This window comes from Streptomyces sp. NPDC002138 (assembly GCF_040296485.1).
GTDB lineage: Bacteria > Actinomycetota > Actinomycetes > Streptomycetales > Streptomycetaceae > Streptomyces.
Map to the genome: position 1 here is coordinate 57226 of NZ_JBEOXE010000028.1, position 21363 is coordinate 78588.

At 68.5% G+C, this 21363-nt stretch carries 15 protein-coding genes; 8 read left to right on the plus strand and 7 right to left on the minus strand.

The genetic code is table 11. From position 1 onward, the window contains the following. Positions 1-69 precede the first annotated feature (69 nt). The 7 genes from nusG (at position 70) to ABT084_RS19820 (ending at position 11932) form a co-directional block, all read left to right on the plus strand. Positions 70-1017, plus strand: coding sequence for a transcription termination/antitermination protein NusG (gene nusG, locus ABT084_RS19790; protein ID WP_351045366.1), 948 nt, complete (start codon positions 70-72; stop codon positions 1015-1017). Positions 1018-1185: 168 nt separating this feature from the next. Next, entirely contained in the window at positions 1186-1620 is a 435-nt protein-coding gene (rplK, locus tag ABT084_RS19795) for a 50S ribosomal protein L11 (RefSeq protein WP_283452383.1), read from the plus strand. A gap of 110 nt (positions 1621-1730) precedes the next feature. Next, positions 1731-2459, plus strand: coding sequence for a 50S ribosomal protein L1 (gene rplA, locus ABT084_RS19800; RefSeq protein WP_330332007.1), 729 nt, complete (start codon positions 1731-1733; stop codon positions 2457-2459). 418 nt (positions 2460-2877) lie between these two features. Beyond that, positions 2878-3408 (plus strand): 50S ribosomal protein L10, encoded by a 531-nt coding sequence (rplJ, locus tag ABT084_RS19805; RefSeq protein ID WP_215023401.1) that lies wholly within the window; start codon positions 2878-2880, stop codon positions 3406-3408. A gap of 110 nt (positions 3409-3518) precedes the next feature. Next, positions 3519-3899, plus strand: a complete 381-nt coding sequence (gene rplL, locus ABT084_RS19810) for a 50S ribosomal protein L7/L12 (RefSeq protein WP_351045370.1) — start codon at positions 3519-3521, stop codon at positions 3897-3899. A 553-nt stretch (positions 3900-4452) separates the two neighbouring features. Further along, on the plus strand, positions 4453-7935 hold the full coding sequence (gene rpoB / locus ABT084_RS19815; RefSeq protein WP_351045373.1) for a DNA-directed RNA polymerase subunit beta: 3483 nt from the start codon (positions 4453-4455) through the stop codon (positions 7933-7935). 97 nt (positions 7936-8032) lie between these two features. Beyond that, positions 8033-11932 carry a DNA-directed RNA polymerase subunit beta' gene (locus ABT084_RS19820; RefSeq protein WP_351045375.1) on the plus strand — a complete coding sequence of 1300 codons (3900 nt, stop codon included), beginning with the start codon at positions 8033-8035 and terminating at the stop codon, positions 11930-11932. Between the two features lie 74 nt (positions 11933-12006). On the opposite strand, the gene ABT084_RS19825 is transcribed toward ABT084_RS19820, so the two are convergent. From ABT084_RS19825 to ABT084_RS19855, 7 genes are all read right to left on the minus strand, one after another. Then, entirely contained in the window at positions 12007-12966 is a 960-nt protein-coding gene (locus ABT084_RS19825) for a M48 family metalloprotease (protein WP_351045377.1), read from the minus strand. Positions 12967-12987: 21 nt separating this feature from the next. Continuing rightward, a complete protein-coding gene (locus ABT084_RS19830) occupies positions 12988-13485 on the minus strand; it encodes a Pycsar system effector family protein (RefSeq protein ID WP_351045380.1) in 498 nt (165 codons plus the stop codon). Further along, a complete protein-coding gene (locus tag ABT084_RS19835; RefSeq protein ID WP_351045383.1) occupies positions 13482-14459 on the minus strand; it encodes a hypothetical protein in 978 nt (325 codons plus the stop codon). The genes ABT084_RS19830 and ABT084_RS19835 overlap by 4 nt, the downstream gene beginning before the upstream one ends. Before the next feature lie 12 nt (positions 14460-14471). Next, positions 14472-16487 carry a hypothetical protein gene (locus ABT084_RS19840; protein ID WP_351045385.1) on the minus strand — a complete coding sequence of 672 codons (2016 nt, stop codon included), beginning with the start codon at positions 16485-16487 and terminating at the stop codon, positions 14472-14474. Positions 16488-16510: 23 nt separating this feature from the next. Beyond that, complete coding sequence (locus tag ABT084_RS19845; protein WP_351045388.1) at positions 16511-17263, minus strand: hypothetical protein; 753 nt, start codon at positions 17261-17263, stop codon at positions 16511-16513. A gap of 87 nt (positions 17264-17350) precedes the next feature. Continuing rightward, positions 17351-18073 carry a Crp/Fnr family transcriptional regulator gene (locus tag ABT084_RS19850; protein ID WP_351045391.1) on the minus strand — a complete coding sequence of 241 codons (723 nt, stop codon included), beginning with the start codon at positions 18071-18073 and terminating at the stop codon, positions 17351-17353. A gap of 78 nt (positions 18074-18151) precedes the next feature. Next, a complete protein-coding gene (locus ABT084_RS19855) occupies positions 18152-20635 on the minus strand; it encodes a YfhO family protein (RefSeq protein WP_351045393.1) in 2484 nt (827 codons plus the stop codon). 354 nt (positions 20636-20989) lie between these two features. On the opposite strand from ABT084_RS19855, the gene rpsL reads away from it, so the two are divergent. Beyond that, positions 20990-21361, plus strand: a complete 372-nt coding sequence (rpsL, locus tag ABT084_RS19860; RefSeq protein ID WP_007265893.1) for a 30S ribosomal protein S12 — start codon at positions 20990-20992, stop codon at positions 21359-21361. Positions 21362-21363 lie beyond the last annotated feature (2 nt).

The following is a 21363-nucleotide window of genomic DNA, read 5'->3' on the forward strand; positions in this document are numbered from 1 at the left end:
GCACCTTGATGGGTGTCGCCCGTTTTCGCATGTTCCACCCCATTTTGTATCCAGGAAGAAGCAGCCACCGTGTCTGACCCGAACCTGAACGCGAGCCCCGACTCCGTCGAGTCCGTCGAGGACGCGCTCGACATCGTCGAGGCGGCGGACGCTGCGAACCCTGACGAGGCCGAGATCGCCGACGTCGAGGCGGGTACCGCTGCCGAAGAGGCCGCCGTGCACGTCGTCGAGGACGCCGACGAGGCCGACACGGCCGACGAGGACGACGCCGAGACCGACGAGGCCGACGACGCGGACGCCGATGAGGCCGACGACGAAGCCGACGACGAGGCCGAGGACGAGGACGCCGACGCCGAGGTCACCGACGAGGCCGAAGAGCCCGTCGAGCCCGCGGAGCCGGTCGACCCGATCCAGGCCCTGCGCGACGAGCTGCGCCTGCTTCCCGGCGAGTGGTACGTGATCCACACCTACGCGGGCTACGAGAAGCGCGTGAAGGCGAACCTGGAGCAGCGCGCCGTCTCGCTGAACGTCGAGGAGTTCATCTACCAGGCCGAGGTGCCCGAGGAAGAGATCGTCCAGATCAAGAACGGCGAGCGCAAGAACGTCCGGCAGAACAAGCTGCCCGGTTACGTTCTCGTCCGCATGGATCTGACGAACGAGTCCTGGGGCGTCGTCCGCAACACTCCGGGCGTCACCGGCTTCGTGGGCAACGCCTACGACCCGTACCCGCTGACCCTCGACGAGATCGTCAAGATGCTCGCCCCCGAGGCGCAGGAGAAGGCCGCCAAGCTGGCCGCGGAAGAGGCCGGCCTGCCCGCGCCCGCCGTCAAGCGCACCATCGAGGTCCTGGACTTCGAGGTCGGCGACTCGGTCACCGTCACCGACGGCCCGTTCGCCACGCTCCAGGCGACCATCAACGAGATCAACCCGGACTCGAAGAAGGTCAAGGGTCTCGTTGAGATCTTCGGCCGCGAGACCCCGGTCGAGCTGAGCTTCGACCAGATCCAGAAGAACTGATCCAGATCTTCTGACACACGCTTCCAGCCAGGTCAGATCGCCCCGAAAAGGGTGGTCTGACCTGCTGGGTTTTCAGCCCCGCCCTGATACCCGTTATCGTGGTGCGGTATGCCTCCATCCGGATGACCGGTTGGCGGCGAAAAACTCTCACAGGACCCGGAGAGAGCAATGCCTCCCAAGAAGAAGAAGATCACGGGGCTCATCAAGCTCCAGATCAAGGCCGGTGCGGCCAACCCGGCGCCGCCGGTCGGCCCCGCGCTCGGTCAGCACGGCGTCAACATCATGGAGTTCTGCAAGGCCTACAACGCCGCGACCGAGTCGCAGCGTGGCATGGTCGTGCCGGTGGAGATCACGGTCTACGACGACCGCTCCTTCACCTTCGTGACGAAGACCCCCCCGGCCGCGCGCCTCATCCTCAAGCACGCGGGTGTGGAGAAGGGCTCGGGCGAGCCGCACAAGACCAAGGTCGCCAAGCTCACCGGCGCCCAGGTCCGCGAGATCGCCACGCTGAAGATGCCCGACCTGAACGCCAACGACCTGGCCGCCGCCGAGAAGATCATCGCCGGCACCGCCCGTTCGATGGGTATCACGGTCGAGGGCTGATCCAGCCCCTCGCACGCCCCCAGTGGTAGGACCAGCGCTGGTCCGCACCACGACTCCACACCCTGCCAGGCGGCGGAAGCCGCATGGTGAATCTGCAAACAGGAGCAGAAGTGAAGCGCAGCAAGACTCTCCGCGCTGCGGACGCCAAGGTCGACCGGGACAAGCTCTACGCCCCGCTCGAGGCCGTCCGTCTCGCCAAGGAGACCTCCGCGACCAAGTTCGACAGCACCGTCGAGGTCGCCTTCCGCCTGGGTGTCGACCCGCGCAAGGCCGACCAGATGGTCCGTGGCACCGTGAACCTCCCGCACGGCACCGGCAAGACCGCCCGGGTCCTGGTCTTCGCGACCGGTGACCGTGCAGCGGCCGCGGAAGCCGCCGGCGCCGACATTGTCGGCAACGACGAGCTGATCGACGAGATCGCGAAGGGCAACCGCCTCAACGAGTTCGACGCCGTTGTGGCCACCCCGGACCTCATGGGCAAGGTCGGCCGCCTCGGCCGCGTGCTCGGTCCCCGTGGCCTCATGCCGAACCCGAAGACCGGCACCGTCACGATGGACGTCGCCAAGGCTGTCACCGAGATCAAGGGTGGCAAGATCGAGTTCCGCGTCGACAAGCACTCGAACCTGCACTTCATCATCGGCAAGGTCTCCTTCACCGATGAGCAGCTGGTCGAGAACTACGGCGCGGCCCTGGACGAGATCCTTCGTCTGAAGCCGTCCGCCGCGAAGGGCCGCTACATCAAGAAGGCCGCCCTGAGCACCACGATGGGCCCCGGCATCATCCTGGACCAGAACCGCACCCGGAACCTCCTCGTCGAGGAAGACCCGGCCGCGGTCTGATCCGGACGGGCCCCCGGGCTCACCGGCAGTACCTGAGCGGGCCCCGCACCTCCCTCACGGGAGGCGCGGGGCCCGTTTCCGTTCCCCGGCGGCCCGTCGGGCCACCGTGGGGGTCCGGGGCCGCAGCGGGGCTCCCAGCGGCCCGGAGGGGCGTGCGAGGGGCCCCGGGGGGCGATTTGCTCCGGGCCGGGGTGTTCGCGTACGCTTCCGGAGAAGCCAAAGACCGCTGGTCGTTGCCGTGCTCGCAAGAGGACGGCGGCCGAAGGATTCGCTAGCTGCGAACGACCTGCGCAGGTGTTCAGTGGAAAGTTCCCGGGACTCGTCCCGGTTGAGCTACGCCCCGAGCGCTTGCGCCGGGGCGTTTTCGTTTTAGCCCCTTCTGAGCGGTCCTCATCACCCGGAAGGAGGCCGACGCACTATGCCGACGCCCAACAAGGCTGCCGCGGTAGCCGAGCTCACGGACCAGTTCCGCGACTCGAACGCCGCCGTGCTGACCGAGTACCGGGGTCTCACCGTGGCGCAGCTCAAGACGCTGCGTCGTTCCCTCGGTGAGAACGCCCAGTACGCCGTGGTGAAGAACACGCTGACCAAGATTGCGGCCAACCAGGCCGGGATCACCGCGCTGGACGAGCACTTCGCTGGTCCCACCGCGGTCGCCTTCATCACCGGTGACCCGGTGGAGTCGGCGAAGAGCCTGCGTGACTTCGCCAAGGAAAACCCGAACCTCATCATCAAGGCGGGTGTCCTTGATGGTAAGGCGCTCACCGCTGATGAGATCAAGAAGCTCGCGGACCTCGAGTCCCGCGAGGTTCTGCTCAGCAAGCTGGCCGGCGCGTTCAAGGGCAAGCAGTCTCAGGCTGCCTCGCTCTTCCAGGCGCTGCCGTCGAAGTTCGTCCGCACTGCGGAAGCGCTTCGCGTCAAGCTCGCCGAGCAGGGCGGTGCCGAGTAATTCGGCTCGCGCACTGATCCGCGCCGCCTAGTGCGCGGGTCAAAGCGGGCCGTTACGCCCGCCTCTATATACATCCGGCACCTGCCGATTTAGTGGAAGGATCGCCCATCATGGCGAAGCTCTCTCAGGACGACCTCCTCGCCCAGTTCGAGGAGATGACCCTCATCGAGCTCTCCGAGTTCGTGAAGGCGTTCGAGGACAAGTTCGACGTCACCGCCGCCGCGGCCGTCGCCGTTGCCGGTCCGGGCGCCCCCGTCGCCACCGAGGCCGTCGAGGAGCAGGACGAGTTCGACGTCATCCTCACCGGCGCCGGCGAGAAGAAGATCCAGGTCATCAAGGTCGTGCGTGAGCTGACCTCCCTGGGCCTGAAGGAGGCCAAGGACCTCGTCGACGGCACCCCGAAGCCGGTCCTCGAGAAGGTCGCCAAGGAGGCCGCCGAGAAGGCTGCCGAGTCCCTCAAGGCCGCTGGCGCCTCGGTCGAGGTCAAGTAACACCTCTGAGGCCCTCACAGGGCCTCTGCGAAGGGCGATCACCCGTAAGGGTGGTCGCCCTTCGGCGTATCCGCAGTGCCTGATTTGCCCTGCTCTCGTTGGGGAGTAGGGTGATCTTCGTTGCTCCGCGGGCGGCCCCGGTGATGATCCGCACGGAGCAGGGGGCCTTGACGAACGGCACGCGGCGCGCAATTCTCAGAGCCGTTGCCAGCATGGGCTAGTCGATCCGGATCCCGAGGCATGGATCGATTACAAAGAGGGCAGTACTGATACGCGCTCTGTGTGCGAGGGCCGCAGCGTTACCAACAAGGGGAAGGCCTGTTGCCGGACTCCAGAAAGCTGGTCTGGACATCAGTGAGCCAAGTGGCTACACTGACCCTTTGCGCTGCCTGTTAGCTGCCCCCTGCCCGTCGCCAGGGGCATACCCACGCTAGAGCACACCTGACAGATCACCCTGACCTGGTTCTTAGAGCCGGATAGGGGACGTTCTTCTTCTGTGTCAGCTGGGACCGGTACGCGCGTAGTGAGTCCGAGCCCTCGGAAGGACCCCCTCTTGGCCGCCTCGCGCAACGCCTCGACCAATACGAACAACGGTGCCAGCACCGCCCCGCTGCGCATCTCCTTTGCAAAGATCAAGGAGCCTCTCGAGGTTCCGAACCTCCTGGCGCTGCAGACCGAGAGCTTTGACTGGCTGCTCGGTAACGCCGCCTGGAAGTCTCGCGTCGAGTCGGCTTTGGAGAGCGGACAGGACGTCCCCACCAAGTCCGGTCTGGAAGAGATCTTCGAGGAGATCTCGCCGATCGAGGACTTCTCCGGGTCGATGTCGCTGACCTTCCGCGACCACCGTTTCGAACCCGCGAAGAACTCTGTCGACGAGTGCAAGGACCGCGACTTCACGTTCGCGGCGCCGCTGTTCGTCACGGCCGAGTTCACCAATAACGAGACCGGCGAGATCAAGTCCCAGACGGTCTTCATGGGCGATTTCCCGCTCATGACCAACAAGGGCACCTTCGTCATCAACGGCACCGAGCGTGTCGTCGTGTCGCAGCTCGTCCGTTCCCCCGGTGTCTACTTCGACTCCTCCATCGACAAGACGTCCGACAAGGACATCTTCTCCGCCAAGATCATCCCGTCCCGGGGTGCCTGGCTGGAGATGGAGGTCGACAAGCGCGACATGGTCGGTGTCCGCATCGACCGCAAGCGCAAGCAGTCCGTCACCGTTCTCCTGAAGGCTCTCGGTTGGACCACCGAGCAGATCCTGGAGGAGTTCGGCCAGTACGAGTCCATGCGCGCCACCCTGGAGAAGGACCACACCCAGGGTCAGGACGACGCGCTGCTCGACATCTACCGCAAGCTGCGTCCGGGCGAACCGCCGACCCGTGAGGCCGCGCAGACGCTGCTCGAGAACCTCTACTTCAACCCGAAGCGCTACGACCTCGCGAAGGTCGGCCGCTACAAGGTCAACAAGAAGCTCGGCGCCGACGAGCCTCTTGACGCCGGTGTGCTGACGACGGACGACGTCATCGCCACCATCCGTTACCTGGTCAAGCTGCACGCCGGCGAGACCGAGACGGTGGGCGAGTCGGGCCGTCCGATCGTCGTCGAGACCGACGACATCGACCACTTCGGCAACCGTCGTCTGCGCAACGTCGGCGAGCTCATCCAGAACCAGGTCCGCACGGGTCTGGCTCGTATGGAGCGCGTCGTGCGTGAGCGCATGACCACGCAGGACGTCGAGGCGATCACGCCGCAGACCCTGATCAACATCCGGCCGGTCGTCGCCTCCATCAAGGAGTTCTTCGGCACCAGCCAGCTGTCGCAGTTCATGGACCAGAACAACCCGCTGTCGGGTCTCACCCACAAGCGCCGTCTGTCGGCGCTCGGTCCGGGTGGTCTGTCCCGTGAGCGGGCCGGCTTCGAGGTCCGAGACGTTCACCCGTCGCACTACGGCCGCATGTGCCCGATCGAAACCCCTGAAGGCCCGAACATCGGTCTGATCGGTTCGCTCGCGTCCTACGGCCGCGTCAACGCGTTCGGTTTCGTCGAGACCCCGTACCGCAAGGTCATCGAGGGTGTCGTCACGGACGACGTCGACTACCTGACCGCCGACGAGGAAGACCGCTTCGTCATCGCCCAGGCCAACGCCGGCCTGAACGACGAGATGCGCTTCACCGAGAACCGCGTGCTGGTTCGCCGTCGTGGTGGCGAGATCGACTACATCGCCGGCGACGACGTCGACTACATGGACGTCTCCCCGCGCCAGATGGTGTCCGTCGCGACCGCGATGATCCCCTTCCTCGAGCACGACGACGCCAACCGCGCCCTCATGGGCGCGAACATGATGCGCCAGGCCGTTCCGCTCATCAAGGCGGAAGCGCCGCTGGTCGGCACCGGCATGGAGTACCGCTGTGCGGTCGACGCCGGTGACTCGATCCGTGCGGAGAAGGACGGTGTCGTCCAGGAGGTCTCGGCCGACTACATCACCGTCGCGAACGACGACGGTACGTACACCACGTACCGCGTCGCGAAGTTCTCCCGCTCGAACCAGGGCACCTCGGTCAACCAGAAGGTCATCGTCAACGAGGGTGACCGCATCATCGAGGCTCAGGTCCTCGCCGACGGTCCTGCGACCGAAGAGGGCGAAATGGCCCTCGGCAAGAACCTGCTCGTCGCGTTCATGCCCTGGGAAGGTCACAACTACGAGGACGCGATCATCCTGTCGCAGCGCCTCGTGCAGGACGACGTCCTCTCTTCGATCCACATCGAGGAGCACGAGGTCGACGCCCGTGACACCAAGCTGGGCCCCGAGGAGATCACCCGGGACATCCCGAACGTCTCCGAGGAGGTCCTCGCGGACCTCGACGAGCGCGGCATCATCCGCATCGGTGCGGACGTCGTCGCGGGCGACATCCTGGTCGGCAAGGTCACGCCCAAGGGTGAGACCGAGCTGACCCCGGAAGAGCGTCTGCTCCGCGCGATCTTCGGTGAGAAGGCCCGCGAGGTGCGTGACACCTCGCTCAAGGTTCCTCACGGTGAGATCGGAAAGGTCATCGGCGTCCGCGTCTTCGACCGCGAAGAGGGCGACGAGCTTCCCCCGGGCGTGAACCAGCTGGTCCGCGTCTACGTCGCCCAGAAGCGCAAGATCACCGATGGTGACAAGCTCGCCGGCCGTCACGGCAACAAGGGCGTCATCTCGAAGATCCTCCCGATCGAGGACATGCCCTTCCTTGAGGACGGCACCCCGGTCGACATCATCCTGAACCCGCTGGGTGTCCCGTCCCGAATGAACCCGGGACAGGTCCTGGAGATCCACCTCGGCTGGCTCGCCAGCCGCGGCTGGGACGTCTCCGGCCTCGGCGAGGAGTGGGCGGAGCGGCTCAAGGCCATCGGCGCCGACAAGGTCGCCCCCGGCACCAACGTCGCCACCCCGGTCTTCGACGGCGCCCGCGAGGACGAGCTCACCGGCCTGTTCGAGCACACGCTGCCGAACCGCGACGGTGACCGCCTGGTCCTGCCTTCCGGCAAGGCCCGGCTGTTCGACGGCCGCTCCGGCGAGCCGTTCCCGGAGCCGGTCTCGATCGGCTACATGTACATCCTCAAGCTCCACCACCTGGTCGACGACAAGCTCCACGCCCGTTCGACCGGTCCGTACTCGATGATCACGCAGCAGCCGCTGGGTGGTAAGGCGCAGTTCGGTGGTCAGCGCTTCGGTGAGATGGAGGTGTGGGCGCTCGAAGCTTATGGCGCCGCTTACGCCCTCCAGGAGCTGCTGACCATCAAGTCCGATGACGTCACCGGCCGCGTGAAGGTCTACGAGGCCATCGTCAAGGGCGAGAACATCCCCGAGCCGGGCATTCCCGAGTCCTTCAAGGTGCTCATCAAGGAAATGCAGTCGCTCTGCCTCAACGTGGAGGTGCTGTCCTCGGACGGCATGTCCATCGAGATGCGCGACACCGACGAGGACGTCTTCCGCGCGGCGGAGGAGCTCGGTATCGACCTGTCCCGGCGTGAGCCGAGCAGCGTCGAAGAGGTCTGACGGGCCTGACGGGGGGCTCGCTCAAGAGCCCCCCGTCATCCCCGGGACCGTTCAGACCATGATTGAGACTCGACCCCGAAAGAGGGATTGACGCACAGTGCTCGACGTCAACTTCTTCGACGAGCTGCGGATCGGCCTTGCCACCGCGGACGACATCCGAACCTGGTCCCACGGCGAGGTCAAGAAGCCGGAGACCATCAACTACCGCACGCTCAAGCCCGAGAAGGACGGACTCTTCTGCGAGAAGATCTTCGGTCCGACCCGGGACTGGGAGTGCTACTGCGGCAAGTACAAGCGTGTCCGCTTCAAGGGCATCATTTGTGAGCGTTGTGGCGTCGAAGTCACGCGCGCCAAGGTGCGTCGTGAGCGCATGGGCCACATCGAGCTTGCCGCTCCCGTCACCCACATCTGGTACTTCAAGGGCGTTCCGTCGCGTCTTGGCTACCTGCTGGACCTCGCGCCGAAGGACCTCGAGAAGGTCATCTACTTCGCCGCGTACATGATCACGTTCGTGGACGACGAGCGCCGCACCCGCGACCTCCCGTCGCTGGAGGCCCACGTCTCCGTCGAGCGCCAGCAGATCGAGAACCGCCGCGACGCGGACCTCGAAGGCCGCGCGAAGAAGCTCGAGACCGACCTGGCCGAGCTCGAGGCCGAGGGCGCGAAGGCCGACGTACGCCGCAAGGTGCGCGAAGGTGCCGAGCGCGAGATGAAGCAGCTGCGCGACCGTGCGCAGCGCGAGATCGACCGTCTGGACGAGGTCTGGTCGCGCTTCAAGAACCTCAAGGTCCAGGACCTCGAGGGCGACGAGCTGCTCTACCGCGAGCTGCGTGACCGCTTCGGCACGTACTTCGACGGTTCGATGGGTGCCGCGGCGCTGCAGAAGCGCCTGGAGTCCTTCGACCTCGAGGAAGAGGCCGAGCGCCTCCGCGAGATCATCCGTTCCGGCAAGGGCCAGAAGAAGACCCGTGCGCTCAAGCGCCTCAAGGTCGTCTCCGCGTTCCTGCAGACCAGCAACAGCCCCAAGGGCATGGTTCTGGACTGCGTGCCGGTGATCCCGCCGGACCTGCGTCCGATGGTGCAGCTGGACGGTGGCCGCTTCGCGACCTCCGACCTGAACGACCTGTACCGCCGCGTGATCAACCGCAACAACCGTCTGAAGCGTCTCCTCGACCTCGGTGCCCCCGAGATCATCGTGAACAACGAGAAGCGCATGCTTCAGGAGGCCGTCGACGCGCTGTTCGACAACGGCCGTCGTGGCCGTCCGGTGACCGGTCCCGGTAACCGCCCGCTGAAGTCCCTGAGCGACATGCTCAAGGGCAAGCAGGGTCGATTCCGTCAGAACCTCCTCGGCAAGCGCGTGGACTACTCCGCGCGCTCCGTGATCGTCGTCGGCCCGCAGCTGAAGCTGCACCAGTGCGGTCTGCCCAAGGCCATGGCGCTGGAGCTCTTCAAGCCGTTCGTGATGAAGCGCCTGGTCGACCTGAACCACGCGCAGAACATCAAGTCGGCGAAGCGCATGGTCGAGCGCGGCCGCACGGTCGTGTACGACGTGCTCGAAGAGGTCATCGCCGAGCACCCGGTTCTCCTGAACCGTGCGCCCACGCTGCACCGCCTCGGCATCCAGGCCTTCGAGCCCCAGCTGGTCGAAGGCAAGGCCATCCAGATCCACCCGCTCGTCTGCACCGCGTTCAACGCGGACTTCGACGGTGACCAGATGGCCGTGCACCTGCCGCTGTCGGCAGAGGCGCAGGCCGAGGCCCGCATCCTGATGCTGTCCTCGAACAACATCCTGAAGCCGGCCGACGGTCGTCCCGTCACCATGCCGACCCAGGACATGGTGCTGGGTCTGTTCTTCCTCACCACCGACGGCGAGCTCCGTGACACCAAGGGCGAGGGCCGCGCGTTCGGCTCCACGGCCGAGGCGACCATGGCGTTCGACGGTGGCGAGCTGGCTCTGCAGTCGTCCGTCGACATCCGCTTCCCGGTGGGCACCATCCCGCCGCGTGGCTGGGTGCCGCCGGTCGCCGAAGAGGGCGAGCAGGAGTTCCAGCCGGGCGACAGCTTCCGTCTGCGCACCTCCCTGGGCCGCGCGCTCTTCAACGAGCTGCTGCCCGAGGACTACCCGTTCGTCGACTACTCGGTGGGCAAGAAGCAGCTCTCCGAGATCGTCAACGACCTGGCCGAGCGCTACCCCAAGGTCATCGTGGCGGCGACGCTCGACAACCTGAAGGCGGCGGGCTTCCACTGGGCGACCCGTTCGGGCGTCACCGTGGCCATCTCCGACGTCGTCGTGCCCGAGGCCAAGAAGGCCATCGTCAAGGGCTACGAAGACATGGACGAGAAGGTCCAGAAGCAGTACGAGCGCGGCCTGATCACCAAGGACGAGCGCACGCAGGAGCTCATCGCGATCTGGACCAAGGCGACCAACGAGGTTGCCGAGGCGATGAACGCGAACTTCCCCAAGACGAACCCCATCTTCATGATGGTTGACTCGGGTGCCCGAGGAAACATGATGCAGATGCGACAGATCGCCGGTATGCGTGGTCTGGTGTCGAACGCGAAGAACGAGACCATCCCGCGTCCCATCAAGGCCTCGTTCCGTGAGGGCCTCACCGTTCTGGAGTACTTCATCTCCACGCACGGTGCCCGTAAGGGTCTGGCGGACACCGCCCTGCGTACCGCCGACTCGGGTTACCTCACCCGTCGTCTGGTGGACGTCTCGCAGGACGTCATCATCCGCGAGGAGGACTGCGGTACCGAGCGCGGTCTGAAGCTCAAGATCGCCGTTCGGGACGAGACCGGTGTCCTGCGCAAGGCCGACGACGTCGAGACCTCGATCTACGCCCGCATGCTGGCCGAGGACGTCGTCATCGACGGCAAGGTCATCGCGCCGGCGAACGTCGACCTCGGTGACGTCCTGATCGACGCCCTGGTCGCCAACGGCGTCGAGGAGGTCAAGACCCGCTCGGTCCTGACCTGTGAGTCCGCGGTCGGCACCTGTGCCTTCTGCTACGGACGCTCGCTCGCCACCGGCAAGCTGGTCGACATCGGTGAGGCGGTCGGCATCATCGCCGCCCAGTCCATCGGTGAGCCCGGTACCCAGCTGACGATGCGTACCTTCCACACCGGTGGTGTGGCCGGTGACGACATCACGCAGGGTCTGCCGCGTGTCGTCGAGCTCTTCGAGGCCCGTACCCCGAAGGGTGTCGCCCCGATCTCCGAGGCCGCCGGCCGCGTGCGGATCGAGGAGACCGAGAAGACCAAGAAGATCGTCATCACGCCGGACGACGGTGCCGAGGAGACGGCGTTCCCGATCTCCAAGCGCGCCAAGGTCCTCGTGCACGAAGGTGACCACGTCGAGGTGGGCCAGAAGCTCACCGCGGGTGCCACCAACCCGCACGACGTGCTGCGCATCCTCGGTCAGCGCGCGGTCCAGGTCCACCTGGTCGGCGAAGTCCAGAAGGTCTACAACTCGCAGGGCGTGTCGATCCACGACAAGCACATCGAGATCATCATCCGGCAGATGCTGCGCCGCGTGACGATCATCGAGTCCGGCGACGCGGAGCTGCTTCCGGGCGAGCTGGTCGAGCGGTCGAAGTTCGAGACCGAGAACCGTCGTGTGGTCACCGAGGGCGGTCACCCCGCCTCCGGCCGTCCGCAGCTGATGGGTATCACCAAGGCCTCGCTGGCGACGGAATCCTGGCTGTCGGCCGCCTCCTTCCAGGAGACGACCCGAGTCCTGACGGATGCGGCGATCAACGCCAAGTCCGACAGCCTCATCGGCCTCAAGGAGAACGTCATCATCGGTAAGCTCATCCCGGCCGGTACGGGTCTGTCCCGCTACCGCAACATCCGGGTCGAGCCCACCGAGGAAGCCAAGGCCGCGATGTACTCGGCCGTCGGCTACGACGACATCGACTACTCGCCCTTCGGCACCGGCTCCGGCCAGGCCGTCCCGCTGGAGGACTACGACTACGGCCCGTACAACGGCTGAGTCGCAGCAGAGCAGTAGGCAGTAGGCAGTAACCGCAGGGCGCTCACCCGAAAGGGTGGGCGCCCTGCGGCGTTTCATCGGTGCGATCCGTCCAGATAGGGCCGGAGGTGATGCAGCCGGGTCCGGTGATCGGGGTGGCTGGACAACAGCCGGTCGATCAGCCGGTCCTTCTCCAGGACCGCGCCTTCCTCCTCGGCCAGGACCTCGCGCAGGAGCGCGGCCAGCATCGGCGCGAAGCCCAGCCGCGCCGCGTGTGCGTCGGCCCGCAGCTCGGCGCGGCGGCCGACCGCGGCGGTCAGGTAGGGCAGGGCGAGCAGGAGCAGAGGAAGGCCGTAGGTGGCCGCAAGGGTGCGGTACGCGAGGTAGCCGACCACAGCTGCGAGCGTGAGGGCGGCCATGGGGGACAGGGCCCGGGCGCCCTTGAGCCGCAGGCGGGTCAGCATCCGCCACAGGGCCCGGGCCGGGAGCCCGTACCACTGGCCGAGCAGCCCGGCCCAGGCGTGGCCACGTGTGTGGTGGCCCAGCTCGTGCGCCAGTACGGCCGCCAGCTGTGAGCGGGGCAGCCGCTCCAGGGCGTGACGGGTGACCCCGACGATGTGCCCGGCGGCTGCGAGTGCGTTGAGGCCGTCGCTGTCTTCGATCCACAGCTGGTAGCGGCTTCCGTCGACGCCCGCGCGGGCGGTGACCTCCCGCCACACCGGGGCGAGGGCGGCCGACTCCTGGGGGAGTGGCCGGTGCAGCCGCAGCAGATGGCGGGCGATGTGCTGCTCGGTGGGCCGGTGGAAGACCAGCACGCCCGAGCCGATCCAGAGCGTGACCGGTATCCAGGCGGGCAGCCCCAGCCAGAGCTCCAGCGCGAGCGATCCCATCACCACCACGGCGAGGGCGAGCAGGAAACCGGGCAGGTGCAGCGCGAGCCGCAGCCATGCGGTGGCGTCGGTGCCCCGCTGCCGGGCGAGGTAGGTGATGCGGGTACCGGGGGCGTGCCGGTAGACGAGGTCGTCGGGCTCGGAGCGCGGGGCGGGGTCGGGCATCGGGTACACGTGGTCCTCCGGTCAGCCGATGAGCAGGGCCGCGGGCAGCAGGAGTACGCCCGTGCAGAAGGCGAGCAGTCCGGTCCGGATCCACTGGTGCTTGCGGACGGCGATCCGGCTGTTCGCCGCGAGAGCCGCGCGCAGCGCGCCGCCGGGGTCCCGGTCGGTGGCGGCCAGGGCCTCTTGGAGCCGGCCCTGCCGGTCCGCGGAGGCGATGTCACCGAAGTAGGAGAGGGGGACCCCGGTCTGCCACGGGGTGGTGAGGTACCGGGGGAGTACGGCGAGCAGCAGGGCGGGCAGAGCCAGTGCGAGCGCTCCCGCTCCGGCCCACCAAACGGCTTGCCCGGGTGTCGACAGTTCGTCCGGCTGCCAGCGACGCCCGGCGAGCTGCGAGCTGAGTGCTCCGGCGGTCATCCCGAAGGCGCCGACCAGGAGGGCGGCCTTGCTGTCGGCCCGGGCTATCTCGACCCGGAGGTCGGCCAGCAGCCGGGCGGCGGGCCCGTTCTCGTCGTCGCTCACCGGGCGCCGCCGGGGCCGTCGGGGTGCTCCGGAACCGACCGTTCGACCGGGGGCGGCTCCGCGGGGGCGAACTGGCCGAGAATGCCGTGCGCGGCGGCGTTGATCGACAGCCTCCTGAGCGTCTCCAGCTCGAAGGGTTCGGCGCCGCCCTTGTCCAGCACCGCCGTCACCAGCTTCAGCTGCGCATCGAGCCGGTGCTCGTGGTCCTGGGCGAGACCTTCCAGGACCGCCTTCGAGTCCGCGGGATTTCGGGCCAGGTGCATGGCCCAGGCGTCGATTCCGCCCCGCGCCAGGTACTCCTGGTAGAAGGCGATGCGTTTGGCCTCGTACTCCTGGACCTCCAGCTGTCCCTGCTGCGCGAGGACGCTGGCGGTCGTCTCGTGCTCGATGCCCTGGATGCGTCGCGCGTGCGCGAGGTTCTCCGCGTCCCGTCGTACCCGTACGGTCCACCGCACGCGCAGGCCCGCTTCCTCGCCGGGCGGCGCGTGGTCCCGAACGGCGGACAGCACCGCGGCCTCGGCGGCGGCGCTCGCCGCGATGGGGAACCCGCGGGCCACCGGGCGGGCGGCCCGTTCCAGCTCACCCAGCAGCAGCCGGGGCACGTCGCGCTGGCCGCTGCGGACGAACAGGGCCGGGTCGGTCACCTGCCAGTCGAGATCCACGGCCACGTCGAACTCGTGGGCGTCGTCACTGCTGGGCAGGAGGATCTGCTCGCGCACCCGGTGGATGCCGAGGTCCACTTCGTAGACGGCCGTGTATCGGTGACGGGCTCCGCGCGGTCGGTGCGGGGGCAGATAGGTGTCGTACGTGCCGCGCGCGGTCGAGCAGACCAAGGCGTTGTCGATGCGGGTGGGGATCGTGCGGACGAGGTCGAACCGGCCGAGCTGGCGCACGGTGAGGACCGGATCGATCAGCTGGGTGTGCCGGTCGGCGTGCTGGTCCCAGTCGGGTACACGCAGTAACGGGTTGTCCACGAGGGGCTCCTCTCAGGCGGTGGCGGTGGCGAGGCTGGGGACGAGGGCGCGCAGTCGGCCAGCCGCCGCGGGCGGGGGACGGCCGTCGAGCCCCGGCACGGCGCCGAGCAGGTGATGGAGCCGGGCGGCCTCGCGGGGATCGGTGACGAGGGCGGGAAGCAGGGCGGCCAGGGCCCTCTCGGTACCGGAATCGACATCGGCCGCCCGGACCCATCCGTGCATCACGTCCTCTGCGGCGCGGTTGTGCTCGCGGTCGCCGAGGGCGGTGCGCAGCAGTCGGGCGATGCCGTCTGCGCCGCTGTCGGACTCGGTGGACCGGACGAGCAGGGTCGGACAGCGCCCGTTGTCGCTCTGCGGACAGGCCACGAGGAACCCGTTCAGAGCGAGGGCCCGCGTGGCGGGATGGTCGTCCAGGGTGCGGTTCAGCTCGGCCAGGACCGTTTCGGCGGCGGCGGAGAGTAGCAAGAGGGCCACGGAATGGGAGAGCTCCCTGACGATGTGCTCGTCGGGTTTCGTCAGCTGGTGCTGCGTACGGGCCTGGGCGCGCAAAGCCGCGAGGGTATCGACCGGCCGATCCGGGCCTATCAGGCCCTGCGCGCGGACGGCTACCCAGCAGCGCTTCGCCGCCTCGCCGTCGGTGCTCCAGACATCGACGATCTTCGCGATGTTGGGGACGTCGAACCGGTACGCGAAGGTGAGGGCGCTGACCGCGGTCAGCTGCTGCCGGGAGTCCTTTGCCGCGGCCCAGCGCTCGATGATCAGCGCCATGGTCGACGGCAGGTCGGTGAGGGCGAGAACGGCCACGGTGGCGGCGGCGCGGGTGCGGACGAAGGGGCGACCGTCCGTGGAGAGCTGGCCCAACCAGGTGATGAGCGCCGGGCGGGCGTCGGGGTGGCCCGTCCACACCTGCTTCAGCAGCACGGGGGCCGTCCTGGGGTCCTTGAAGTAGGCGTTCTCCTGTCGGACCACTCCCCATTCGGTCTGCTCGTCCGACGACCGGAGAGCAGCACGGGCGATCTCGAGCCGCTTGCCGATGTGCGTACCGAACACGGGAATGCGCTCACCGTGTTGGGGGTCTCCGGTTCTGCGCAACCCCTCGAAGAGCCGGTCGCTGAGTTCGGCCGTCAGGGCGTAGGGGCCGTCGTTGAAGGCCGCGAGTGCGATCAGGAACGACTTCTCCCGCAGGGAGAGCGTGTCCTCGGCCTCTTCGAACCACTCCTGGACCTGGCGTTCCAGAGCCAGCTGGGCGTAGTCCTCGATGGCGCTCTTGTCGTCCTGGACGAGGACGTCGGCGTACGGGACCACCTCGCGCAGCTGGTTCTCCTGGGCGAGGAACCGGGTGACGGCGGGCAGGGCCATCAGCCGCTGTGCCGTGGGCGCGTCCACCTGCCGGTCGAGCCGGGCGGCGAGTACCGCTCGTGCGGGGGGCGGCGTCCAGTGGGCTCGCTCGATGGTGTCCTCGACGTACGGGCTGTGGCCCGTGGTGATCACCAGGTACGAACCCTTGCCGCGCAGTCGGTCTCGCACCGTGAGGAGCTGGGTTTCGCGCAGCGGCAGCTGGCGGGTGATCTCCAGGTCGAACACCACGTGGCCGCAATGCTCGTCCGGGAGGATGTCCTCCGGTTTGGTGGCACGGTCCACGGACTGCACGGAAGCGGCTCCGACCGCGCGCAGCAGCATGAGTGCGGTGGTGCGGCGACCGGTGTGCGGGTGTCCCGTCAGGACCAGCACGTGCTCATCGCGAAGCCGCTGCACCAGGGCGTGGAAGCAGGTACCGTCCGTGACGAAACCGTCCGCCAACCGGTCCAGGGTCTCCTGGGGCAGCCTCCCCGATGTGGTCACGGCGGACCCGTAGCCGCCGAAGGAATGGAAATGCACACCACCGCTGATGTGGTGGGCGGCGACGCCGTGGTTCACGCCGTCGAAGCTCATCAAGTGCGGGGCGTGGGCGTCCAGGTCGCGGAGGGCGTCCCACGCCTCTTGGGTCTGTTGTTCCGATTCTTCTGGTGCGCCCTGGGCTTGGTCCACAGCCTGGGGTTCGGCCTCGTCGCTCACCTCCGGCCGCCCGGGTCGCCGAAGCTGATGTTGCCTTGTACCTGGTGCGCGACGACACCGTGGTTGGTCCCCCGGAAGGCGAGGCCCGGGGGCTCGGGTGCCGGGGCAGCCGGGGCGGCGGCAGCGGGGGCGGCGGCAGCGGGCCCCGGGGCCGAGGGCGAGGCCGGGAGCGGGCCGCGTAGCCAGGCGCCCAGCGGGCCGTTCTTGCTGGGGAACGTGACGTGGGTGAAGTCCTCCGACCGGATCCCGAGGTGGTTGTGGCGCACGATGCCCGTGTGCACCGACTCCGAGACGCACAGGGCGTAGTCGTCCGAGCTCTCCCGGAGCGCCGCGCGCAGCGGGTCGGCGTCCAGCAGGCGGCATGCCTCGTTGAGGTCCGAGCCGACCCAGCCGTGGCCGTCCAGGGTGACGAAGCCGGTCGCGAGGACCGTCCGCAGGCGGATCCGAGCCGATTCGGCCGCCAGTCGGTTCACTGCGTGGAGTTCGGCGGGAACGTGGCTGAGCAGGGTGCGGAGCAGGGTCGTGAGCGGGACCGACGTGTCGATCAGCTCCATGACCGCGTCGCCGCGGTCCTCGTGCAGCCGCACGGTCTGGTCGACTCCGGCGGCCTGCAGGGAGCGGTCGACGATGCCGTAGAGCATGCGGCGCAGATAGCCCTGTTGGACGTCGTCGCGGTCGCTGAAGCGCTCGGTGTCGATGAGGAGGATCGAGTAAGGGAGCGGGTGTGCCGTCGGCGGATTCGTCGTCATGGGAGGAGCGTGCGGCAGTACGGGACCACGGCGTGAGGTCGTATGACGCTGCCGGAGTGTGACCGTGTGCACTGAAGACGGCGGTGCTCAGCCCGCTGGTGGCTGGGCCCGGGCGATCCGGCGCAGGACGTCCGGCCGTACGATCACCAGCGCGCGGCGGCCCGTGCTGACGACCCCGCGGTCGCGGAGGTCCTTCAGCGCGCGCTGGACCATCTCGCGCGACGCGCTGACGGCCCCCGCCAGCTCCTGCTTCGTCAGCGGGACCCCCACCTCGACGCCCTCGTCCGTGCGTCTGCCGTGGATCTGGGCCAGGTCCAGGAGGAGGATCGCCAGGCGCTCGCGCACGCTCAGCGAGGCGAACTCGAGGCTGCGCCGGTCCGACGCCCGGTTCCGGTCGGAGACGAGGGCGGCCAGCTGGAAGAAGACCTCGGGGTTGCGGCCGAGGAAGAGGCGGAAGCTCTCGTGCTCGATCACCACGGCGCGGACGCGTTCGAGCGCGGTGACGGTCGCGGAGCGGGGCCGCCGGGTGAGGGCCGCGGATTCGCCGATGATGTCGCCCGGACCGCGGAGGGCGAGGAGTGCCTGGTACCCGTTCGCGTGCGCGGCCGTGACCTTGGTCCAGCCGTGCAGCACCAGCAGCACGTGGGCCGTGGGCTCGTCCTGGTGGAGCAGGGCGGCACGGGGCGGATAGGTCACCTCGCGGCCCAGGGCCCGTAACGCCGCGCCGTCCGCGCCCTCCAGCCGGGCGAGGAAGGGGACGCGATCGTCCAGCCCGCCGTCCCCGCTCGTGACGTGTGTGTCCGCGCCCATCCGCTGCCGCCCCCCGCCCGGTGATCAGGGCGGTCAATGTACTGAACACCGGGTTCGGGCGGTCCCGGAACGACGGTATTAGCCGCCCGCGCCCCTGCGGCGGCGGGAGGTCACCGTGACCGAGAGGAGGGCCAGGAGGGACAGGGCGCCGGCTGTCAGGCCCGGGGTGAGGCCTCGGGGCGTGAAGGTGCATGCCACCTTGCCCGTGGACGGGGTGACCGGGAGGGAGACCAGGCCGTGGAAGGAGGCCGGGGTGGCGGTGGCGTCGCCCGCCGTGCACTGCCAGCCGGGGACGTCGGTCATCGCGAAGACCGCGGTGCCGGAGGCGCCCCGGGGGAGGGTGGCCTCGATGGAGTGGCCGCCCGCGGTGACCTTGGTGGCTCCGGTGGCGGTCAGGTGGGCCACGGCCGCCGTCAGCTTCGGGCGGTCCAGGCAGCCGACGGGGGAGCGGGGGGCGAAGGCCCGGGTCTGGGTCTCCACCGTCACCTCGACCTTGCCGGAGGCGGGGACCGGGCCGAGCCCCATGACGCCGGTGACCTTGTCCTCGATGGGGCGCCGGGTGCCGTCCGTGACCACCGTGCCGTAGAGGGCGGGGGAGTACCAGAACAGCTCGGAGCCGGGGGTGCAGCGGGCGGTGTACGTCTGTGCGGTGTCCGTCCCGGTACGGGTGACCTCGGGGACGTCGTACACGGCGGCGCCCAGGACGTTCTCCTGGTGCGCGTACACGCTGTCGGGCGGGTTGGGCGAGGTGAAGGGCGCGGTGCGCACGGTGACCAGGGGCGGGGCCGGGAAGCGGGTGCCCGTCCAGCTGTTCGCGGTGTCGCCCGGGCGGACCCGCGCGCCGATCGAGAAGATCGCGTCGAGGACCGGGTTGTCGGCGCCGAAGAAGGTCCGGCCGTCGTTCTTGAAGCCGTAGCCGAGGGGTTCGAGGGCCTTGTACGTCGCCTCGGGGAGGTAGCTGCTGTAGTACTGCGGGCCTTCCGCCCGCAGGGCCAGCGCGTCGTTGTACGAGGTCTGCGGCGCGCCCGAATCCGTCCGGTATGTGGGCCAGCCGTCCACCTGGCGGACCGCGTCGAAGTGGTTCGTGATCGACCGGTTCGAGGTCGCGGCCGGTGTGGCCCAGCGCTCGCGGGCCCGGCGGGAGTCGGCGTTCACCGCGGCCAGGGTGGATTCGGCGAAGACCACGCCGACCATCAAGGCCGCCGCGACCGGGACCAGTACACGGCGCTTCTCGCCCATGCCCAGCAGCAGCAGGGCGAGCAGCGAGACCCCGCCGCCGCCGAGGACGGCGGCCCAGGTGTAGCCGCCGAAGTCGTTGGTGTGGCGCAGTACGAAGGTGGCCACGACCAGCAGCGCGGCGGTGAGCGCCAGGTGCAGCGGGCGCGGCCGGTGGGCCAGCGCGAGCCAGGCCAGGATCACCAGCATGCCGCTGAAGACGAAGGCCTCGCGGTACGGGTTGCCGTTCGGGACCGCCAGGCCGTGCCACACGTACTGCGTCGGCGGGAACTGGAAGGAGGCGGCCACCAGCACGATCGCGGCGCCCCACACCAGCCGGGTGCGCCGGGCGATGGCGGTGTTCAGCAGGAAGGACCCGGCCAGGATCAGGCCGAGCGAGGCGATGTAGAGCCGCGGCCGGCCGCCCCACAGGTGGGTGGCGGGCAGCATCCCGGTCAGGAAGACCTCGATGCGCTGCGGGGTGAAGGAGGACGCCTCGGTGGGCTGCGCGGCGCCACTGGAGAGGAAGGACGGCAGCAGCAGCGGGAGGGTGAGCATGATGCCCACGGCGGCGGCGGTGGCCGCGCGCCACACGGCCCGCAACCGCGCACCGGACTCCATGTCCCGGGTGATGAGACGGATGGCGAGGAGCACGCAGGCCGCCATCGTGGCCATCATCGCGGTGTAGAAGTTGCCGTACCAGGCCAGCGCGACGAGGACCGCGACCGAGGGCCAGCGGCGTTCCTCCAGGCACCACTCGACCGCGATCCCGAGCATGGGAAGCGCCACCAGGCCCCACAGCCACATCGGGATGTACGAGGCGTCGCTGAGCGCCCACCCGCACAGCCCGTAGCAGGCGCCGAGCACCCCGCGCTGCCACCAGGGGCCGGGGACCAGCTTGCCGAGGTAGACGGCCATCAGGGCCGCCGCCAGCCCCATGGTGAGCGGGGTGACCAGGAAGACGGCGAGGTCGACGTGGGCCCGCGGGACCAGCACGGTCAGCCAGGAGACCGGGTTGCCGAGGTAGGTGTAGTAGTCCGAGAGGAACTGCTGTCCGAAGCCGCCGCGCCAGGTGAACAGCAGGTCCCCGGCGGCCTGGCCGTGCACCAGGTCCCAGAGCGCGCGGTGGAAGGGCACGTACTGGTTGGCCTGGTCGTTCAGGGCCCGCCCGGTGTCGCCGAAGGGGAAGGTGCCCCGCAGCGCCCAGGCCGAGCAGAACGCGGCCGAGGTGACGAGGAAGGCGAGCAGGGGCGCGTACAGCCGCCGCAGGGCCTGCCGCGAGCGGCGGCGGGCGGGCCGGCCGGGCTCAGGGGGCGGGCCGCCGACCGCTGACCGCTCCGATGCCACGGTGCCCAATGTCTCGCTCCTGTGCTCGCCGATGCGCGCTGCTCAGTGATCGGTATGATGGTTGGTTTCGGGTAGTTTAAGCGGCCGCGACCTGCGCCTACGGGGGCGGTCGCCCCGGCCGGGGCATTTGTTTTGACCGGAGTGAATGCGGTAGGTACGCTCAGACCTTGTGCCTGGGGTGTGCCTGGGCTCCCGTGCGTGTCCATCAACCGCATGCGAGCCGCAACTGGCCACCGTTATCCGTAGGGTCTCCGCGCTGAGCGGGGGCTGAGCGGGTACGACACACCCGACCGCGTGGGTCGGCAAATGTTCCAGGTTAGCTTCACTACACGGCACACAGAAACCGGAGAAGTAGTGCCTACGATCCAGCAGCTGGTCCGTAAGGGCCGGCAGGACAAGGTCGAGAAGACAAAGACCCCCGCGCTTGAGGCTTCGCCCCAGCGTCGCGGCGTCTGCACGCGTGTGTTCACGACCACCCCGAAGAAGCCGAACTCGGCGCTCCGTAAGGTCGCGCGTGTGCGTCTGACCTCCGGCATCGAGGTCACGGCCTACATTCCGGGTGAGGGACACAACCTGCAGGAGCACTCGATCGTGCTCGTGCGTGGTGGCCGTGTGAAGGACCTGCCGGGTGTTCGTTACAAGATCATCCGCGGTGCGCTTGACACCCAGGCTGTCAAGAACCGCAAGCAGGCCCGCAGCCGCTACGGCGCCAAGAAGGAGAAGTAGAA